The following is a 20,497-nucleotide window of genomic DNA, read 5'->3' as shown; positions in this document are numbered from 1 at the left end:
GGCTGAAGTGATCCGCGTCGGTGACCAAGAGCAATTGGTCTATCCCAGTGCGGTGGCGACGATCGCGTATGACCCGCAAACCGGCAAGTCGTTGTGGACGGTTTATCACGATGGCATGAATGCGTCGGCGCGACCAATCTACGTCAATGGTTTGGTGTTGATTACCAACGGCATGGGCGGCATCGTGGCGGTGCGGCCGGATGGGACAGGCAACGTCACCAAGACTCACGTGGTATGGAATTCGACCAAAAGTGTCGCCAAGAAATCGTCACCGATTGTCGTCGATGGATTGGTCTATATGGTTACGGACGACGGGATTGTGACTTGCCGCGAGCTCGAAGATGGAAAGATGGTTTGGCAAAAACGCGCCGGCGGCTCGTACGCGGCATCGCCGATCTACGCCAGCGGCCGAATCTATTTGTTCAGCATCGAAGGGGCGATTACGACGCTCAATGCGGGACGTGAATTTGAGGTACTGGCCGAAACAGAACTCGGTGACGGGTTCATGGCATCGCCTGCGGTGGTGGACGACCAATTGATCCTGCGAAGCAAGTCGGCACTGTACAGCATCGCAAAGTAATCCAATGTCGTTGATCGCTCCGCGATCATGACGGAATTCAGTTTTCTGGTACTGGGCAAGCTTGTAGTTGGCGGAAGGTCCCCCGCTAACGCGTTTTGAAGTTGCGCTTTTTGCTGTCGCGGAGCGACATATTTCGATAGCCTTGGACTTTAGTCCGAGGGATTTTCGCCAATATCCATCGAGTCCCAGCGGGACGTTTTGTGACTTGATCGTTCGCCACAGAACGTCGCTCCGCGACTGGGTGCCAATTTCAGAACCGAAACCTTGGACTAAAGTCCAAGGCTATCCCATAAAGTGCCTCCGGCACAAAAACAGCAAACATCAAAACGTACGCGTCGCTTTAGGATCGCAATGGCGACGCGGCAGCTTGAATCACGACGCTTGCTAAGCGTCGGACGGCTATCGTGATCGGTTGCGAAGGTTCCGTTCGAAGCGGATCCGGCAACCGATCGGAACCGTTTCGCTGACCGTTGGTTTTTTGCCGGCCAGCACCGCTTCGATAGCGCGAATCACATGCGGCTCGCTGATGTTTTGGCCATCGGGGCTATCGTCCAGCGATCCCATGTAGACGATTTTGCGGTTCTCATCGAGCACAAAAAATTCAGGCGTGTACTTGGCTCCGAATGCCTTGGCGATCTGTTGCGATTCGTCAAAGAGGTAGGGGAAGTTGAATTTCTTTTCTTTGGCTCGCTGTTTCATCGCCGGCATCAAATCCGCCTCGACTTTGTTGACGTTGATCGCGACGATTGCCACGTTTTTCGCTGTGAATTTCTGTTGCAACGCAATCAAGCGATCCTCGGCATCGACGGCATACGGACAACTGCTGCAGGTAAAGGCAACCACGACGACTTTTTTGTCCTTCAAATCGTCAAGCGAATGCGTCTTGTCATCGGTACCCGGTAAATCGTTCCACTCCGGAGCGGTGTCACCAATGTTCACGGTGGTGTTAAACTCGCCAGCATAAATTTGTGCAAGCGACCATGTGGAAACCACCAAGGTTAGCATGGCGGTCGTCATGATCGAGTTCAAGTGATTGCGTGACATCATCGATTTTTGGCTGAGGAAGTTGGCTTGAAAGTGAGCAGACGCTGCGAAGAGGGATGGCGGTTCTGGCAAACTCGCGAAACCGCCTACAGATGCCGTAACACCGCCTACAGATGAACAGGGAGAAATCGTTTTTGCTCATTGGGATCGATCGCGAGGATGGGATCGATCCAAGGAATGGAATCGCCGGCAGCAAGACAATCGCTAACTCGTTTTTTAAAGTCGGGAACGATTCGCTGCAACACTTCGCGTTCGGTCCCGGCGGTATGCTCGATGCCTTCAATGTTCGCGACTCGCCCCTTTTTCCGTCCATCAGGAAGCGTCGAGACGTAGACGACGCACCCGAAGGTGGGGACGTCCGCCTGAGCAGCGGTCGGCAACGAGCGAGGCGTGGTGGGGTGATCCGAGTTCATGGTTCTAGGGGTGTGAGGGGCATTTCGAGACAAGGCGAGGGTACATTTCGAGATTTGTTTGATTCGCCAAGCGGCTATTTCGCGGCCAATTATCATGCGGCCTATGATTAAGTGATCTGTGTTCGAGATTCTAGCATGTGGCGGGATAATGGCGAGCTGAAAACCGATTCAGCGAATCAGCTCGGTATCGCCGGTGACTCAGGGGACTTGCGTTTACAATAGAGAACACGCTGTGAGACAGCGAGAACTCAAAGCGTACTGAAAACGAACTGCGAAGGGTATTCATGACATTTTGGCATCACCGTATACGTTGTTTGGATCGAATCTGCTGTGCCCTGCTGATGTTGTGTCTGATTGGCGTCGCCGGAATCGGATCGATGGTATCGGCAGACGAGGCTCGCGAAGCAGTGGATCAGGCAGCGGTCGTATCGACCGAGCAATTGATTGCCGACGTGCGGCCATCGCTGGTGACCATCCGTGTGCAAGGACGCGACGGTGATCAACTTGGGATTGGAACCGGATTTGTAATCGACGATGGCGGCTTGATCGCCACCAACATGCACGTCATTGGCGAAGGTCGTCCGTTTACGGTCGAGACATCGAGCGGCCGCAAATTGCCAGTCGTTTCCATCGAGGCGTCGGACGCGGCCAACGACTTGGCGATCATCCGTGTCGATGTGGGCGAGGACCACTTGTCGGCACTGACGTTGTCCGAGGGGGAACTGCCGCCGCAAGGCAAACGAGTGTTGGCATTTGGTAACCCACTGGGGCTGCAAGACAGCGTGGTTCAAGGGATGGTTTCCGCCGTTCGTGAAATCAGCGGCCGTGACATGATTCAACTCGCGATGCCCGTTCAGCCGGGCAACAGCGGAGGTCCGGTCGTGGACGATCAAGGCAACGTGCTCGGGATCGTGAACATGAAGTCCGCGGTCGACGACAATCTCGGCTTCGCCATTCCAATTGATGATTTGACTCCCCTGCTTGAGAAAACAAATCCGATCACGATGGATCGCTGGGTACGACTAAGCGGGCTGGATGAAAACGATTGGGAAATTGTGTTGGGCGGATCATGGCAGCAACGCGGAGGCGTGATCTCGGCAAGCGGCACCGGCAAAGGATTTGGCGGTCGATCGTTGTGCTTGTCCACCGCCGCAGAGATTGATTCCCCTTATGACATTTCCGTTTGGGTGCGACTGGACGATGAATCGGGCGCAGCGGGGATTGCGTTTCATAGTAACGGCGGCGATCGACATTACGGATTTTATCCGAGCAACGGCAAAATGCGATTGACCTGTTTCTTAGGTCCCTCGGTCTATTCGTGGCAAGTGCTCAGCGATGTGCGAAGCAAGCACTACCTACCCGAGCAATGGAATCACTTGCGAGTTCGAGTCGAAGAGGGACGGATGAAGTGTTATGTCAATGAACATTTGGTGGTCGAATCGACGGATAGGCAATTGACGAAGGGGCGTGTTGGGATCGTCAAATTCCGTGATACCAAGCCCGAGTTTCGTCGTTTTAACGTCGGTCCCGATTTGGCTTCGCCACCGTTGAGCGGCGCCGTCATGGACTGGATCGCGAGTCTGGGCAATGGAGACACGAAAGCCGGCGACATTAGTCAATCTCACCTGGACATGTTGGCGGCTAGCGGCGACGTCGTTTCGCGTGAACTGAGACGACAGGCGGTTGAACTTGAGCAAGAAGCGAAGCAGATGAAGAATCTGGCGAGCGATGTGCTGCGTGCACCGCTGCTCGATCAACTCGGCGAGTTGTTCGCCAAACCGTCCGATTCCGATGCAAGTTCAAGGAGTCGACTGGTCAAAGGCGCGATGTTGATCTCGGCGATCGAAAATCCGCAAGTTGATTTGGCGGCCTACGAAGCCAAGCTGGAAAGAATGGCTCAAGAGGTAGCCGAAGGCTTTGGACCGAAGGATGACGAGCGACAGAAACGTCAAATCCTTGACAAGTATCTGTTCCAAGAGAATGGATTTCATGGCGGCCGTGCCGAGTATTACCATCCCGCCAATAGTTTCTTGGATCGCGTGATCGATGATCGCGAAGGTTTACCGATTACGTTGGCAATTTTGTACATCGATCTTGGTCGACGGCTTGGTTTGCAAATCGAAGGGATCGGATTGCCGGGGCACTTCGTGGTGAAACAAGTGATGGAATCTGGCGAAGAGCAATTGATTGATGTGTTTGATCGGGGAGCGGAATTAAGCGACGAAGCGACAGCCGAGTTGGTCCGGCAGTTCGCCGATCGAGCGATTGCCCCATCGGATCTTCAGCCCCAGAGTGACCTCGATATTTTGACTCGCGTGCTCAATAATTTAATCGGAATCGCGACTCGCGATCAGGACATTGATGCAATGCTGCGGCGAACGGAGATGTTTGTGACGCTGCATCCGGAAGAGAATCGATATCGTTTCATGCGAGCTCAGCTGCGGGCTATTTCGGGCCGCACGGCAAGAGCGCGTGAGGATCTTGACGAACTGCTTCATCGCGAGCCTAATGGGATCAATGGACTTCCGATTCGCGAATTGAAAGCATCTCTGCAGCCCGATCGTGAGGATGACTAAGGCCGTTGCTCGGAATGTCGAAACGAGGCGGTGTCCAGGATTCAGGTTGGTTTAGGTTGCAGTAGACTGCATTATCGCAGCGGTTAAGAGAGATTTCGCTGCAATGGCAAGTAATCTCTGTTCTAGGGAAGTGCAGTAAGGTTACAATGCAGTGGGGGGTATGGGTGCACCCATCCCCGTGGTGTTGATTCCGTGATGACTCTCCATACCCCGTTGCATGACATGAAGTCCACCAAACGAAAACCGTATATCGCATCATTTGTCAGTGAAGCGGAGTCGCGTTTAGCGACAACCCATCAATTGGTAGAGGATATGGCGAAGGGTAACACCCGTGCAGAGAAACCGAGTGAAGAGGACGGCTCGAGGAATCTTCGTAGTGAAAAAACTGCGAACAGCCGAAGCGTCGTCGTGCGAGCAACCGAGGGGCTCGTGCGTTTGGAACAGCAGCGACGTCGCCGGGCGCTGTTTCGATCCTTTGTCGCTCTTTGTGTTGTACTTGCGATCGGATATGCCATCCATTTAGCACTGAGCACATGGTTGGGGATGGAGCCGATCACGCACGTCTGGGAGTTGATCCGAGTTCGATTGCCACTTGAGAACACGCTCTAGCGCTACGCGGTATAGCGTAATTTTTGCGTGCCCCGAACTCACGTGCGAACTTCAAGCCGCTTGGCCAATGCAACAAAAGTCTTGTCTGGGTGACTTGCGTTACGGCCCCTCGCTCTATCAGCCCTCAATAAATATTTAGGGTGACTCTCTGTCATCACAGTCCGTCGCCACAACCCATCATCGAGGTGAATCGCGTTAGCGTCGGCGGCCTAGTTGTCGCGGATAGTAGTGCGAAGTGTTTTGGAAAGTCGCGGCTTGCGAAGCGGCACCCACGCCGGTGGTCAATCGTTCACGAATTTGATTGTCCACGATATCGGAAACCTGTTGTTGCGTAATCAAGCTTTGCCGCTGCGATTCCGCGTAGTACGACGGGCGTGTGCGTGAGACGTAGTCGTTATAGATTTCCCGAGGTCGAACGAATGTGTAATAGTTCGGAAGTCCGGTTCCATTGAATTGACGGTAAAACAAATAGGGACTAAAGGTCGGCCGTGCAGGATAATAGTGGGCTGGTTGCTGAGCGCTCACGTTGGATGCATTCCCACCAAGCAGGAATCCTGCGGAGACACAGACGGCAAGATAGAACTTGTTCATTGCTATCAAAGCTACGTAATGAGGAGTCGGAATGACGACAGTGCATCTGCCGGCGAGATCAGCGTGATGGAACTGAGGACGATAGTCGTTATCGACTGTGAAGCACCGCAATCATCGACATTTCCCGCCTGCCCGCAGCGAGATCCACGAGAGACAATCCGCTGCTATTACGATTGTAGTGACTGCGTCCAGTTTTCGTGTTCAGAAATCGATTCGTGGGAAGCAATCGCGTCTCGAGACATGCTGTTGATATGTCCAGTGGTGCTGGATTGCAGGATCGCAAACTTCGGCTATCCGAGGAGATGGGTGGACCACAAATTGCGAAGGGCATCGCGTGGACAATCCGCGTGATCTGAACAAATTCTCGGTTCTTCTCCGTGCCTCATTGGTGGGGATGGATTAAGCTAAAGGACCCCATGAGAGTGGTGTCAGGTTCGAAATCAAATTCTTCTCCCAAGTTTCGAGTGATCTGAGATGGCGAATGCAAGTGCGACTGACTTGAGTCAAGTGACTGAGTATTTCTCTGCTTTGAAAGACACGATTGATCGTTGTGATCTTGAGGAGTGGCAAGCAGCAATCGATTTGATTGATCAGACATGGAAGGCCGATGCCCAAACGATTGTTTTTGGGAACGGCGGAAGTGCGTTGGCGGCGCAGCATGCGGTGACCGATTGGAACAAGAGTCTATACCTTGCATCGGGGCGTCGTTTTCGGGGAATATCCCTGGCGGACAACATGGGGATTTTTTCTGCGTACGCCAATGACGTTTGCTACGAGGATGTGTTTCTCGAGCAGTTGCGTCCGATTGTTTGTGAAGGCGATTTAGTCGTCGCGATTTCCGGTAGCGGAAATTCAGAGAACGTCGTTCGCGCGGTGAAATACGCGAAGGAGCAAGGTGCCAAAGTCATCTGTTTGACCGGCTTCGATGGTGGCAAGGTTCATGAATTTGCCGACATCAACGTGCATATCCCGATCCACGACATGCAAGTCGCCGAGGACATGCACGTCGTTTTTATTCACAACGTGATTAAGAACTTGATGCACAGGAATATGTGCAAGTCATTGTAACGGATGTGGGACTTCCAGGAAGGTCGCACGGCGATGCGCCGTGCGACAAGAAACGGCCCGTTGATTTATTGAAGCAAATTTGGGAATGCTTCGATTGCAGACGACTCGCTTTCGAAATCAGGCAACGTGGCCAGTAACACATCGACCGACTCGGGATCGAGAGCCGATTGATTCGAGCGAGTGGCGATTCCACCACTGGTGAAATCGGACTTGCTTGATCCCACCGCCGTGGTGCCGATTTCAGCACGGTCGACCGATTCGTCCTGTTCGCTAGAGTCGGTCGCTTGGTTAAGTGACAAAGAGAGCGGCGATTGCACCGCGTTTGCCGCCGTTGGGGTACCAGCCGTGCTCGATTGAAGCGACGTTGCCGAAGCGGTTGAGGGGATATTCGCTTGGTAGGATGCGGCTACCTGGCCGACCCTTTGCACGGGATCAACGACATAGATCGCATCCAGCGAACGTGTGATCCCATTGGTGGATCCGACGTACAGAATGGACGTCGAATCAGTAGGATCGTTCTCGGTGTAGGCGATGATGTCGTTACCGGTGGCCTTGACGTTGGAGGTCGCCAGATTTCCCAACGTCGTGAAATAGACCTGGTTGGATTCTGGATTTAGCGAAACGCCCGTGATATTTTCCCGAGACGTTTTCAATCCGAGTTCCTCGCCGTTCTGAAACAACTGCCAAGTGCCAGCGGTGTCGTCACCCAAGCGGGTCGCGTTAAATTTCACGAGGTCGGATTGGCTTCCGCTAAGTCCAGGGACGGCAAACCGTCCGGTGGTGCTGATGATCAGGTTACCATCGGTATCCATGCTGATCGCATCGATGTTCTCGTAGTAGGTATTCAGTCCTACGTCCGACCCATCAAAGTACATTTCAAAGGTTCCCGCGGTGTTATCGCCGGTTTCCGTGGGAACGAATCGGACAATGTCGGTCGGAGCGATCGTGGCAAGTCCGGCAAGCTTTGTGTTGGCGTTGAAGCTCAACAAAATGCTGCCGTCGGCCTGGAGGTGAAACGCATCCACGTCGCTACGGATGCCCATATCCGAACCGTCAAAGAGCATTCGCCAAGCTCCGGTCCGCGTATCATGGATAAATATATCCTCGTCCGCGAAGGTCAAGTCGCCTACCGCTACACGACTCTGGGTACTCATGTAGATTACTTTGTCCCCGAACACTTCGGTGCCAGTAAATTTGCCATGTTGAATGCCATCGAGTGCGGCTTGTTCGATCTCGGTCAATGCGGAAACACTCCTCGCAACCGATGCGTTTCCACCAGCCAACGAAAGAGAGGTGGCGGCTTGGTTGCCGTCGGAACTCTCTGTGTAGAGCGACCAGTCACCGGACGATTCGGCGCCGAAGACGCCATGGTTCAGCACGACCCTCTGTTCGTTGCTGATCCTTTCATCGGCCAGATACAGGTTGCCAGCCGTGCTGATGACCAAGCGGCCATCGGCTGTGAAACTAATTTCATCAATGTCGCCGCTGGTGGGGTTCAAACCGACATCGGATCCATCAAGAAACCACTCAAACGTTCCAGCGGTCTTCGTGCCAAGACCGGTCGGTGTAAATTTCAAAATATCGGAATCACGTACCAGCCCGAGCTCTTTTGCGTAGCTATTGGTATCCAGGCTCAGCAGGATATTGCCATCGTCTTGCACATAGAATGCATTGACATCCCAGCGAGTCAGACCGACTTGAGAGCCATCGAAGTAGAGTGACCATTCGCCGGTGCTAGTATTCAACGCCAGAATGTCTTCGTCCGCATACGGAATATCACCGACGATTCCATTGCTGGAAAAACTGACGTAGGTAATTTCGCTGGTGCTCGGCGGCGGGGGCGGCGGAGTGTCATCGTCATCGTCATCAGGCAACTTGACACCTTTACCATTGATGGTGATCGCGACACTGGCTTGGATGCTGGCGCCGTGCCGATCGGTAACGCGATAGGCAAGCGTTTGCACTTCCTGTTGTCCCTCCCGTAGATCGTCGAACTGGTCGGCCGGATCAAAGCGGAACTGGCCGCGACCAAGGTCCACGAATTGGCCACGTGAGGGTGAGGTCAACCATTCGTAGCTCAGTGAGCTTGCGTCGTCGTCGCTATCAATATCGTCAGCGACCACGGCATGGACCACTGCCGATGCATCGCCATCGATTGAAAACGCGAGGTCGTCCGCAGTCGGAGCATCGTTGCTGCCGTTGATTTGAAATGAAATGACGGCCGAATCGGTTTCGTAGCCGTCGCTGAGCGTGTACTGAAAGCTCTCGGTCAGAAAATCATTTTCCGTCAGCCTCTGCACTTCGCGCGAAAGCCGATCGAGCGAATACGAATAGGAGCCGTCGCGATCCCACTGCAGCGATCCAAAATTTCCAGCCACCGGCGTACCAAACGGGTTCGAGACTCCTTCGATTTGGACCACGCTGAGGGTTTGGTTGCCATTGGCATCTTGATCATTGCTGAGCAGATTGCCACTGATTGCGTTGGGCTGATCTTCGCTCAGTTGGGCATGGTCGTCCGATGCCACGGGCAATGCATTGACAAATACGCTTGTCGAATCGGCATTATTTCGCGAGTTGGACTCGGTCGTGCTGGTCGTTACCTGTGACTCAAGCGACAACGTACCCGGCTGCGTTGTGGTGACTCGAATCTCAATCTGCTTGGACGCACCGCTAGCCAAGTTGCCAACCTCGGTGGTAATGACTCCGCTTCCACTGGAGCCACGGTTGAGCGTTTCACTGACCCATCCGGAGCTGGCAGTGGTCGTGACGAAAACGTTTTGCGCAGTCACCGCTCCTTGATTGCTAACCGTGACGGTGTAGATCGTGTCATCACCAAGCGTTATGGGCCCATCATCGTCGGTCAACGCGACTTGCACGTCCGCTAGTTGCGGCGATTGATTGTCGACGGTGAGATTGAAAATATCCGAAGTGAAACTTCCCAAACTGTCAAATGCGGTGACCTGGATCGCGGTGGTCCCGGCGGCGATCGGGGTTCCCGTGATCACACCAGTCTCGACATCGATGTCGATCCAGTTAGGCAAAACGCCACCATTGCGAGGCGCGATTGAATAGGACAGATCGTTGCCATCCTCGGCATCTTGGAAGTAACTCGAGATATCGAAGTCGAACGAGGCGTTGCGATGGACCGTGGTGTTTGGAATTGCGGAAACCAAGCTGGGCGTCTGGTTCACCGGGTTGACGGTGATGTCAAAATAATCCGTGGCGGTTGCGCCATAACGGTCCCTCGCGGTGAGCTGAATCGAGATCGTTCCGGCGTCCGATTGCGATGGCGTTCCAGTGAAATACCCTTCATCGCCATAGAATTTGAGCCACGACGGCAAAGCTTGCCCATTGGTTTGCCGCGCCGTAAAGGACAGCGTGTCATTGGCATCGGTGTCAAAGAAGTGACGTTTGCCGACATAGGCAAAATTCTCGTTGACGACGATATTTTCAGCTTCGGATCCACCTCCGATCAAGTACTGCCAAGCGCCGGTGAAACCTTCCGTACCCGCAGCTCCATTGTTAAAGGCAATGTTTCCTTCTAATGTGGAATTTCTCAAACTTGCGGCACTCGATCCATAGACTTTGATGCCATGCCGGAATTGATTGAACAGGATGTTATCAGCGAAAACGCGAGTATAGTCTTCGTTTTGCGCGTAGATTCCTTGGCCGTGTTCTCGGTCAGGCCCCGACCAGCCATTGTTATAAATAAGCGAGCCGTAAACCTCGCCTCCATCGGCTCGTGACCAATACCCCAGACCTTTGTTTAGATCGTGAATTTCCCAGTTGATGATCTTGACGTGATCCCCCTGGACGTTGATGTTTCCCCGATTGATATTCGCGGGCCACGATCCGGGAATATTGGTCGTGCGTGACGACAAATCGCTCGAGAAAACCTCGAATCCTTGATAGTGCGTGTATTGCCCACCGACGGTGATCAATTCCGCGTTCAGTGGCGTTCCATTGTTTAAGTCAATGATCACCTCTTCGCCTGGGCGCTCACGCACGTAGATCGGGTTATCGGCAGTGCCCGAAAGCGTGCTGGTGAATTTGCCGTGGTAGGTCCCCCCCATGATCCAAATTGTGTCACCCGGCGATACGCTCGAGGGATGACTCATTGCGGTTTGCATATCCCAGGGATTGCTCTGGCTGCCATTGCCCTGCGGCGTTCCATTGGGCGAGACATAGAACTCATTTCCACTAGCGGGAACCGGATCAGCCTCGGACAAAATCAAAAAACTGCCAAACTCTTTGTCGACCACCAACGGGGCGACCGGGTTATGACCGATCGGAACCGGCGAGACTCGGTCGACCATCGGAACGGAGACTGCGTTGCCATCGTAGACGCCAGAAACAACCGGATCGCCTTTGAGATTTAAGACGTCGTAGATTTCAAACGCCGCTCCTACCTGAACCACCTCTGACAAATCGAGCTCGACATGATCGAGGCGGTCCCAGTTGTAAACGACCGCATTGCCACGACCGGGCTCGTATTGGTTTGGACGTACGTCGACCACCGTTCCGTTGACGGTGTGGGTAAGCGTGCTGTTGGCATCAAGACCCGAGCGATCTTTCCATTGGTCCCAGGTGACGACGGAGCCGTCGTAATTGAATGCTCGACGCGTATCGGAGACGTAGCTGTTATCATCCCAGATGTAATCTTGAGACGACACACCGCGGGGGATTTCGCTTAATTCGAGCACACGATAGGGGTCGTCGTTCATCACCGTATTGCCGGTAAAGGTGATGTCTTCCCACGATCCAAAAAACTGAACCCCGCTGGCAAAGTAGTTATCCGTCGCGCGAATATCGGTTCCTCCGACCCCGTAGCCAAAGACGACCCCTGTGGTCGGCAACAGATTGAAACTGAAGGGAATATCAGCCCCTAAAGTCAAATCGGCAATCGGGGTGGCGATTTGAGGTGGTTGGTTGCCACCAGCCAGAAGTAACCGAGGTTCAAGCTGTTCAAAGAGTTGGCGTCGCTTGCTTTGTTGCCGGGAAGGTCGCCGACGCAATCGCTTGTCAGAGGATAATCTGATCTGCATTCGCTCTCTCCTAGTGAAAGGAGCCTATTGAAGAAAAGGGTCGTAGGAGGCCATCGTGTGGCCGAAGAGCGTCGCATTCTACGTATTGTGAGGGATGGTGCCAGACCAGTTTGACTAGGTCGGGTGGGGCGGTTTTGTTACCCCTCTGTCCGCGTTTTGAAATAGAGAGACTCGGTTTTTCTTGTATTTATCCGAGATTAGTGCGGACTTGGCCTCGAGTTTGCGCTATGCGAAATCAAGAAAATAAGAAATGGAAAAAAAGTCGTCGACCTCACTTTCGGCGGGGGGACGGCTACTTTCCATAGGTAGTTTTTTGCAGTCATAGAGAGACCAGACCTGTCCAGCCGCGTGAAACTCGAACCCTGTTTTTCAACACGAGCTAACGGAATTTGCCTCGTCTGGTTCAATACAGGTGGGGGGAACAACCAGTATCGGGGGACGGGCAGTGATTGACGGATGGGGAGCGTCCCGCAGTTGCGGCGATGCGTTGGATACGTTGAGAGACCGAGGAACAAACGAGTTGATGACAAACGGGGTATCTAAGGCGGTGGCCAGCTTATTTCCGTCGGTTTCAGAATGGCTAGCAGGCGATAATGACTGTGCGTTGCAGGGAAGCGTAGAAGACAACCGCAGGTGGATTGACATGAATCGCATCGATCGATTGCCTGAATCCCCTGGGACGCTCCGTTGTAAAACCTATTGACGGTGCAAAGGGTGGCTTTTCGAAAAATGGTCTGCAACACAAGCCAAAATATCGGAACCCGTACCTCGGATGTCGCCGGTGATGCTCGTCCCCAGCGAGGTCCCAGCGAGGTCCCATCGAGTGTTTGCGAATCTTCACTTCGTGAGACGCCAATCACATTTTCGCTGGTCGCGGTCAATTCAACATCCGGGCCATCGAAGACTAGCTTCCATGCACCGGTGCGTGTGTCGTGATCAAAGATGTCTTCATCGGCAAACGGGATGTCCGCGATCACCCCACGACCAGTGAAACTGACAAAGGTCACGTTGTTTTCCGCCGCTTCACCGAGCACCAGTGAGATGAGAGTCGCCGCGACATTCCGCTTGTTTCAATCTGCCAATTCAGATGCGACAGTGGCCGTGTTGCTCAGCGGTCCTGTTTCGGTCGTGGCGACCGTAAGGGTGACTTGTCGCGTTTGCCCGCTGGCGATATCGCCGAGTTCCCAGTTCACCGCACCCTCGGTGATCGCGAACATGTCCGAGGATGAAACCAAGTCAACCGACGATGCAAGTGGACTAACTAATTGGAACCCGGTCGCGACTTCGGGCCTCGACCATCCGTTGTTGTAAATCAGCGAACCATCGATTTCGCCGCCATCTGCCCGCCCCCAATAACCGACTCCTTTATTGAGATCATGGATTTCCCAGTAGAGGATCTCGATCACGACGTGGAACTTCGGTCGCACTTGCGGGTGGTTAGATTTGCCCTTGATGGCGGTTGTTCGTTCTAGCGTGTTTGTCGCCGGGGCACCAATTTTGGACCGATCTGAAGATCGGTCAAAGAAGAGAGGAGCATCCACGCGCCGAATCGTCCTTCAACGTTCGACGGCGTCGCTCCTCTAACGCGAATGAAGTCGCGTGTTGACTCGCGGAGGCGCCATTAATGGCGCTTCGAATCCGAGAGGAGAGAAGGCCGAATCGATTTTGGCTTGCAGTGCTTGCCGATCGACCTGTTGGAGCAGGCTTTCAGGTGGTGCCAAGCGGAGTAGCTCGAGTACGATGTGGCCCATGAAGACTTCGCCGGGGTGGTAACCATCGATCATGTAGGTGTCATCGAGACCGAACTGTTGGGCTGCCGAAGCCTCGAGCACCGGAATGCCGCGTGAGCGAAGTGATTCCGCCAAATCAACTTGATAAGCATCCCACCATGGATTAAACGCGACATCGGTTGTTAATGCATCCAGACATTCCGAGGAGTATGGCGGAAACACTACCATCAGCTCAATTCCACGCGTTTGCAAACGCTCTAGCAAACGCAATAATCTTGCGGTTCTTTCCTGATCGAGTGTTGCTGGTACAGAAAAATTACCGAGTCTGGAACGGATTCGCTCGATGATCGGAGGAACTTCTCGATCGACATATTGATGAGTCTCGGCAAGATCCAAAAGCATTTTGGGCGAGTATTGCCAGGAGCCATCTTTTCGAAAGCCGCTGCCATATTTTGTTGGGGCGGTTCCAATCGTACGGTAACCAAAATAGGGACTTCGGTCTGAATGGGTGACCGCTTTGGTCAGTTCGGCAAATCGGTTGCGACGTACGAGTGTTCGCAACGCGTTGACATGGGCCGCAAAATGATATGACTCGTCTTGCTGGGCCAACCACGATTTGTCTCGATGGTACTCGCTTTTGATCCACCAGGGATCGATACCGATGATTGCGACCTTTGGATCAGGTAGTTCCTCTTGCTCGAGTAACTCAATGTACTCGGTCAACTCCGTCACGCTTTGCGTCATCCCGCCAGCGTTGTAGAAAGATTTTTGGATCGGTGTGAACATGAAGTCGCGAATCTGCATCACACGCGAACTGCCAAGGGCGATGATTTCTGGCTTTCGCATTTGGATGGTGGCGAATTTATAGACGCCGAATTGCTGAGACAGAAAGTCACGGCTGTAGAGAGTTTCTTCTGTGGCGGATTGTTGTTGCTGTGCCACGTAGCTCGCTGGCCACGTCTCGCCGGTTTTCCACAATGCCAACTCAGGTACGAGGACAAGTACCGCAAGTGGGCTCAGAAAGCAAAGTAGACGGCGAGTCAACTTCCAAGCAGCTTGTTGGTCCGCTTGCTGCTCCGCAGTCGTTTGAAGTTGCATCTAGAACTGAAAGTAAATGAAAGGGACATGGCCGGTGTTGCCATATAAGAACATCACCACGATCAGGCTGTAGTACGCCGGCCACCGTATCCACACCGGCATCTGCTGAATCTCTAACGCGTGAGGTTTGCTGCGTTGGACCCATTCGATCGCTAGCAACAAAGCGATATAGGGTAAACCTTTCATCAAGGTAGGAGTCTTCCAGGGGGACGTCATCATGTGCGAGATAAACGAAAACGCATGTGAAAGTGAGTCAGCCCGAAAGAAAACCCAAGCCAACAGCACCAAGGCGAACGTCGACCCCATCTGGACCATTTCACGGAGGTTGGGCAACCAACGACCTGCGGCGACGATGTCATGGTGTCGTTTGTGGTTGCCGGTCATCACCAGCGGTAAGTAGTAAAGACCGTGCAGGAAACCCCAGACCACAAAGGTCCAATTGGCGCCATGCCAGAATCCAGAAACCGTAAAGGTGATAATCAGATTGGCCAAATGATGGGCTTTGGATGAGGTGCGGCTTCCTCCCAGCGGGATGTAAACGTAGTCGCGAAACCAAGTCGACAAGGAAATATGCCAACGCCGCCAAAATTCGCCAATGTCTCGAGAGAAGTAGGGGTAGGCGAAGTTCCGCATCAAATCGAAACCGAATAACCGAGCGGTGCCGATCGCTATGTCGGAATAACCGCTGAAATCACAATAGATTTGGATCGCAAAGTACAACACTCCCAATAGCAACGTAATGCCATTGTGCTCGGAATAGTTAACAAAAATCTCATCGACCAGCGGTGCAAGGTTGTCCGCGATGACGACTTTTTTGAACAAGCCCCAAAGGATCTGACGCAATCCATCTTTGGCATGAACGGTATCGAATGTTCGTTTGCAAAGAAATTGCGGTAACAAGTGTGCGGCACGTTCGATCGGTCCTGCGACCAGTTGGGGAAAGAAGCTGACGTAGGCAAAAAAGGCAATCCAATCCCTCGTCGGTTGCACGTGCCGCCGGTAAACATCAATGGTGTAGCTAAGCGACTGAAACGTATAGAACGAGATACCCACCGGCAGGATGATTTGCAACGCGTGCACATTGGCTTGGATGCCGAGATGTTCCGATGCGGTTACAAAGGATTCAACAAAAAAGCCATAGTACTTGAAGAATCCAAGAATCCCCAGATTGGCGAACAGGCTGATCATCAACAACAACTTGCGGTGTCGTGGATGCGTCGCAGAGTCCAGTTGGATTCCCACGACGAAGTCGATCGCCGAGCTGATGGCGATCAAGCCTAGGAAACGCCAGTCCCAGCAACCATAGAAAAGGTAGCTCGCCAGCAGCAGCAGCAAGTTTTGTACTTGAAGTGATCGCCGCTGTAGACACCAGTAACACACAAAGGTGCATGGCAAGAAGATTGCAAACGTGAGTGAATTAAACAGCACCGATGACTATGGTTCTAAATGGGAACGATGTGGCGGAAGCTTTGACAACGCCGGTGACTCACTGAGAGGAGCATTTAGTGAATCAAGGTAAGCGATCAAGTCGCATAGTTGTTTGCGAGACAAGTGGTTGGCGATTCCAAACGGCATCGCTGATCCCGTTACGCCGTACTCTTCGATGGACGTCTTGTCGACTTTGGTCGGATTACCAGTAAGGATGTCACGAATCGTCATCGAGTTGTCGGTTTGAGATACGACGTAGCCTGAGACGACGCGTCCATCGTCCAGTAAAATTGCGGTTAACTCGAATCCCTCTTTCACGACTCGCTGGGGCCATAGTACGGACTCGATAATCGACTCCAACGAGTTTTCGGTACTCACGCTAGCTAAGTCAGGACCTTTGGCGAACGAATCGGCGTGCTCATCTAAGCCCACGTGATGACACGATTTGCAATTCGCGGTGTCCGACAGAAAGACGATGCGGCCTGCGTTGGGATCGCCAACTTTTCGCACTTCTTCGGCAAGTTTACGAACGTAAGCGGGGTCATATGATTCGGTGACGGCGTGATCACGCGTCACCTCAGGTTTCATTGCGATCATTACTTCGGGGTCAAAGTGTCCTGTATCGTCCTGCATCCCGCTAATCCAAGCAGCAAGCACTTTAGCGGCTTCGACATCCGGGATTGATCTGCCCAAGGGAGGCATTCGATCTTCGTCTTCCGCTGTGACGCGTCGAAGCAATTCCGAATCCTCTGGATATCCCGGTTCAACCAATGATTCTCGTGCGGCCGAGCGCTCAGACTTGGGGCGCCGAGGGCGCATTCCCACCAACTTCATTTCCGCCAAAGGGGTTGAGTAACGGAGGTCAATTTGAGTGATTCCAAGTCGATCGCGGACGTGACAGACCGCACAGTTTACGGCGAGGTAAGCTCGAGCCATCTCTTTGATACTGCCCTCGCCAGCATGCCAATCTGCAAATGAGGGCAAGGTCGTGGGAGGCAATGGCAGCGGATCTCGAAAGATCCCCATCTGCTCAAGTCGGTCGATCTGATTTGTCACTCCGTCGGGATCGATTCGATTCAGCTGCCGTGTATTGAAGCCGAGCACAAAGCCGTTGGCTTTGGAATGACAAACGTTGCATTGTTCGTTGGTTAGAAAGTGCCAGTGTCTTTCCACGGGACCCTGCTTGGTGAGAACCTCTAAACGACGAGGCTCGGGCAATTGGATCAACGATGCATCACTTTGATCTTCATTCCATACGTAGGTGTAGCCATCCCAGCCGTTTCGTCCGTGAACCCACAATCGAGTTTCAAGTCGACGAACCGGTTGATTTTGTTTCGTCACTGGAAGGGTAAGGTGATTAACGAAGACGGTACCGAGTGGGAATCTCCAGGGCTTGCTCACTGCGAATTCGACCTGACCCGCCTGTGGTAACGCAAGGAAGCGTTGTTGGTTTGCGCCGTCACACCACATCGGCACATTCACTTCGTAGGGAATCATGCCAGCAACGGGAGTCAGATTCTTGACCGACGAGAAGAGGCCGGTGTCGGACAAGTTCTCGGGAAAAGGTAGCTGCGGCTCGTCGTTGTCGACTTGAATTTTGCGGAATCGATAAATGATTCCATCGAGGGCGCAGACATACATTTCTCGATTCGCGTCTTCCCCGAATCCTGCAAGCGGAACTTTGGGACTGGCAAGTTTTACGGTGCGAGTGACTTTCCGACCATCGTAATAAGATGCCCAGATCATCCCGCTGGCGTAGTCCCCATAAAGATAGGCACCTTGCAGTTCAGAGAATTGGTCACCTCGATAGACTCGGCCGCCGACGATCGCGCGTCCATAGCGGTGGTCATACGTGATAATGGGATCAACAAATTGCGAATCAGCTTTTGCATCTATATCGGAGGGAGCGGGCATGTCCCACGAATGCTCCGCATCATAGGGATACAGTCCTTCTCGATGAGGCCATCCGTAGTCGGCACCGCCACGAATCAGGTTTACTTCTTCAAAGCGATTCAGTCCGACATCCCCTGCCCACATGCGACCGCTATCTTGATCAAAGGACAGACGCCAGACGTTTCGCAGACCGTACGCCCAAATCTCTGGTCGCTTGATTCCGCGTGTGGCCACGTCAGCAAAGGGGTTGTCTTTGGGAATCGCGTAATTCAAACCCGGATCTCGCTTGTCGACATCGATTCGCAGAATCGAGCCATGGAGTGTGCCAAGATCCTGTGACGAACCTTGGTTCATGCCGTCACCGGTGCCAAGATACAGATAACCATCGGGCCCAAACTCAATCGATCCTCCGTAATGAGACAAGCTAGGATATGCCAGTGAGAGCAGTACCTGCTCGGATGTCAAATCAACATAGCCGGTATCATCGGGTTGCATCTGAAACCGCGACACCACTAATTTACCCTTTGGAGGTAACAATAAGGCTCGCAGGTGATGTTTGACTGGCTCGGGGGTTTGCCTTGCCAAGCGGTTGGCGACTTCCGACTGAAACACGACACTACGTGACATCAAAATTGATTCGCTTGATCGATCGACAAATCGCGTGGACAGTAGTGTTAGTAGCACGGCGGCTGTCGTCGCTCCCATCAAGCCACCACAAAAACCTGCCATGTTCAAAGCGATTTTCTCATTGCGTGACATCAGCAATCGATAAGCGAATACGATGGCCACGTAACAAGTCACGAAGACGCTGACGGCAATCCATTTCTTCTGAGTGCCGGTTAAACCTGCAGTTGGTACGACCAGAAACACCAGAAGCCCAGCGATCGGGGCACCGCAAAGCAAGAGAATTCCGTGCGCGATTCGGCGGGGGATGGGAAGGATCGTGCCCACGATCGCGCCGAAAATAAACATGCCTGCAATCAGCAAATCAAATAACGCCGCTGCGTTACCGTATTCGGGTGGGGTGGCATAGGACGCAAAAACCTCGCCGTTCTTTGCATACTGGGGGTGAAACGCAAATCCCAATAGCCCTTGTTCTTCGCCCTCTCTCGCCGTCTTGGAGGATATGTCAAACACCAGTTTGGTCTCGCTGGACGATGGGTCGTTGACAAATCGATGGAGTTCTCCATCGCGGCAGATCACGAATACATGTTGGTCATCGTGAGGGGCGGACAGCAGTTGCAATGGTCCCTTGTCGCCGAAGTCTAAATTCGGAAACGCATTCTCAAGCACATAAGGATAGGGCGACGTCATCAAGCGTGACGTGTCCACGGGATCGAATGATAACGCAGGGTCGACAGTCTCATCGGCTCGAGCCAACGGCGACAGCAGCCCCAAAACAAGTAACCCAGCGACCATCCCTTTCCGCAGCAAGCCGATGCCCGAGAAAGGCAGGTGAAAGGTAAAGTAGGGATTGTTAGGCAACATGATCTTCGCCGAGGATCGACACCCATAAGGAAAAAGATTGATGTTCGAGGCCCCGACACGTGTTCATCGTGAAAAGAACAGCGGCGTTGTAAAAAGAAGATGGGGCGAACATTCGTTCTTGCAAACCGCAGGAAATCGCGGTCGCCAATCTACTTGTACTAACGAAAAAGCTGCAGAAAAGTTTGCAGGATCACTCGCAGATCCAAAGCGAACGATGAGCGACGAACATACTGTTTCGCCATTTCAATCTTGTCCGGAAGAATACGACTCACGTACTCGAGCTCCGGTTCTTCGGCTTGAGCCAATGCGGTGGATTCGTCCCGATATTTGATTGACGCCAGATCGGTGAGACCGGGACGGATGGTCAGAATTTGTCGGAAGTCGTCCTCGAACATCGCCACGTACTTGGGGACTTCCGGACGAGGTCCGACCAGACTCATGTCCCCTTTGAGGATGTTGAACAGTTGAGGCAGTTCGTCCAGCTTTGTTTTCCGCAGCAGCTTTCCGATACCGGTAATCCGAGGGTCGTCACCGCAGGTAATCGCGGGCCCCAACGACGGCGCGTCCTCTACCATGGTGCGAAACTTCAGGATCTTGAACGGTCGCAGTTGCCGCCCTACCCGTGTTTGTTTAAATAACACCGGACCGGAACTGGTAAACCGTATGATTACCGCGATCACAATCAGTAGTGGCGATAGAAGCAAGATTCCTATCCCCGATGCGAGCATGTCAAAGCAACGTTTTGCGGTGGCTTGAACCGGAGTCGGCTGTAATAGCGGCATCGCGATCGATGAGGATTTGTTCGACACAGGGATTATGTTCCCGATGGATTCGTCTGCGCTGCTGGTTGTCGCAATGAATGTTGCACACACAATTCAGTAACTACGCGAACCACATGTTCTTGTTCGGGTTCGGTCATGCCGGGAAAGATGGG

The 20,497-nt window shown here is 53.1% G+C and carries 14 protein-coding genes; 4 read left to right on the top strand and 10 right to left on the bottom strand.

Annotated features, from left to right (window positions below):
* The coding region (locus tag ABX962_RS07955) for a PQQ-binding-like beta-propeller repeat protein (RefSeq protein WP_372718245.1) at positions 1-580 on the top strand (580 nt) is incomplete at its 5' end.
* Positions 581-979: 399 nt separating this feature from the next.
* Here the strand turns inward: ABX962_RS07955 and ABX962_RS07950 are convergent.
* A complete protein-coding gene (locus tag ABX962_RS07950; protein ID WP_372718243.1) occupies positions 980-1,627 on the bottom strand; it encodes a thioredoxin family protein in 648 nt (215 codons plus the stop codon).
* A 104-nt stretch (positions 1,628-1,731) separates the two neighbouring features.
* Complete coding sequence (locus ABX962_RS07945) at positions 1,732-2,037, bottom strand: hypothetical protein (RefSeq protein WP_372718242.1); 306 nt, start codon at positions 2,035-2,037, stop codon at positions 1,732-1,734.
* Between the two features lie 284 nt (positions 2,038-2,321).
* On the opposite strand from ABX962_RS07945, the gene ABX962_RS07940 reads away from it, so the two are divergent.
* Together ABX962_RS07940 and ABX962_RS07935 are read left to right on the top strand one after the other, a co-directional pair.
* Positions 2,322-4,613, top strand: a complete 2,292-nt coding sequence (locus tag ABX962_RS07940) for a transglutaminase family protein (protein WP_372718240.1) — start codon at positions 2,322-2,324, stop codon at positions 4,611-4,613.
* A 195-nt stretch (positions 4,614-4,808) separates the two neighbouring features.
* Positions 4,809-5,222: a hypothetical protein gene (locus ABX962_RS07935; protein ID WP_372718238.1), complete on the top strand. Its 414-nt coding sequence runs from the start codon at positions 4,809-4,811 to the stop codon at positions 5,220-5,222.
* 195 nt (positions 5,223-5,417) lie between these two features.
* On the opposite strand, the gene ABX962_RS07930 is transcribed toward ABX962_RS07935, so the two are convergent.
* Positions 5,418-5,813 (bottom strand): hypothetical protein, encoded by a 396-nt coding sequence (locus ABX962_RS07930; protein ID WP_372718236.1) that lies wholly within the window; start codon positions 5,811-5,813, stop codon positions 5,418-5,420.
* Positions 5,814-6,287: 474 nt separating this feature from the next.
* Here ABX962_RS07930 and ABX962_RS07925 point away from each other — a divergent pair, with 474 nt between their 5' ends.
* A complete protein-coding gene (locus ABX962_RS07925; RefSeq protein ID WP_372718235.1) occupies positions 6,288-6,881 on the top strand; it encodes an SIS domain-containing protein in 594 nt (197 codons plus the stop codon).
* A 65-nt stretch (positions 6,882-6,946) separates the two neighbouring features.
* On the opposite strand, the gene ABX962_RS07920 is transcribed toward ABX962_RS07925, so the two are convergent.
* From ABX962_RS07920 to ABX962_RS07890, 7 genes are all read right to left on the bottom strand, one after another.
* The gene (locus tag ABX962_RS07920) at positions 6,947-11,926 is read right to left on the bottom strand and encodes a putative Ig domain-containing protein (protein WP_372718233.1); all 4,980 of its coding nucleotides are present in this window, start codon (positions 11,924-11,926) and stop codon (positions 6,947-6,949) included.
* Positions 11,927-12,465: 539 nt separating this feature from the next.
* Positions 12,466-12,933, bottom strand: coding sequence for a hypothetical protein (locus ABX962_RS07915; protein WP_372718231.1), 468 nt, complete (start codon positions 12,931-12,933; stop codon positions 12,466-12,468).
* A gap of 63 nt (positions 12,934-12,996) precedes the next feature.
* Entirely contained in the window at positions 12,997-13,332 is a 336-nt protein-coding gene (locus tag ABX962_RS07910) for a hypothetical protein (RefSeq protein ID WP_372718229.1), read from the bottom strand.
* Between the two features lie 174 nt (positions 13,333-13,506).
* Complete coding sequence (locus ABX962_RS07905) at positions 13,507-14,754, bottom strand: hypothetical protein (protein ID WP_372718227.1); 1,248 nt, start codon at positions 14,752-14,754, stop codon at positions 13,507-13,509.
* The gene (locus ABX962_RS07900; RefSeq protein WP_372718225.1) at positions 14,755-16,089 is read right to left on the bottom strand and encodes an MBOAT family protein; all 1,335 of its coding nucleotides are present in this window, start codon (positions 16,087-16,089) and stop codon (positions 14,755-14,757) included.
* A 99-nt stretch (positions 16,090-16,188) separates the two neighbouring features.
* Entirely contained in the window at positions 16,189-19,563 is a 3,375-nt protein-coding gene (locus ABX962_RS07895; RefSeq protein WP_372718223.1) for a PQQ-dependent sugar dehydrogenase, read from the bottom strand.
* A gap of 158 nt (positions 19,564-19,721) precedes the next feature.
* Complete coding sequence (locus tag ABX962_RS07890; protein ID WP_372718221.1) at positions 19,722-20,372, bottom strand: sugar transferase; 651 nt, start codon at positions 20,370-20,372, stop codon at positions 19,722-19,724.
* Between the last annotated feature and the right edge of the window lie 125 nt (positions 20,373-20,497).

This window comes from Novipirellula sp. (assembly GCF_041583735.1).
Taxonomy (GTDB): domain Bacteria; phylum Planctomycetota; class Planctomycetia; order Pirellulales; family Pirellulaceae; genus Novipirellula.
Note: the sequence above shows the minus strand (reverse complement) of the source record. Positions and strands in the feature narration are given on the sequence as shown.

Coding starts and splice junctions, on each gene's coding strand:
- ABX962_RS07950 (WP_372718243.1), bottom strand. CDS start 1,627: ATGATGTCACGCAATCACTTGAACTCGATCATGACGACCGCCATGCTA.
- ABX962_RS07945 (WP_372718242.1), bottom strand. CDS start 2,037: ATGAACTCGGATCACCCCACCACGCCTCGCTCGTTGCCGACCGCTGCT.
- ABX962_RS07940 (WP_372718240.1), top strand. CDS start 2,322: ATGACATTTTGGCATCACCGTATACGTTGTTTGGATCGAATCTGCTGT.
- ABX962_RS07935 (WP_372718238.1), top strand. CDS start 4,809: ATGACTCTCCATACCCCGTTGCATGACATGAAGTCCACCAAACGAAAA.
- ABX962_RS07930 (WP_372718236.1), bottom strand. CDS start 5,813: ATGAACAAGTTCTATCTTGCCGTCTGTGTCTCCGCAGGATTCCTGCTT.
- ABX962_RS07925 (WP_372718235.1), top strand. CDS start 6,288: ATGGCGAATGCAAGTGCGACTGACTTGAGTCAAGTGACTGAGTATTTC.
- ABX962_RS07920 (WP_372718233.1), bottom strand. CDS start 11,926: ATGCAGATCAGATTATCCTCTGACAAGCGATTGCGTCGGCGACCTTCC.
- ABX962_RS07905 (WP_372718227.1), bottom strand. CDS start 14,754: ATGCAACTTCAAACGACTGCGGAGCAGCAAGCGGACCAACAAGCTGCT.
- ABX962_RS07895 (WP_372718223.1), bottom strand. CDS start 19,563: ATGTTGCCTAACAATCCCTACTTTACCTTTCACCTGCCTTTCTCGGGC.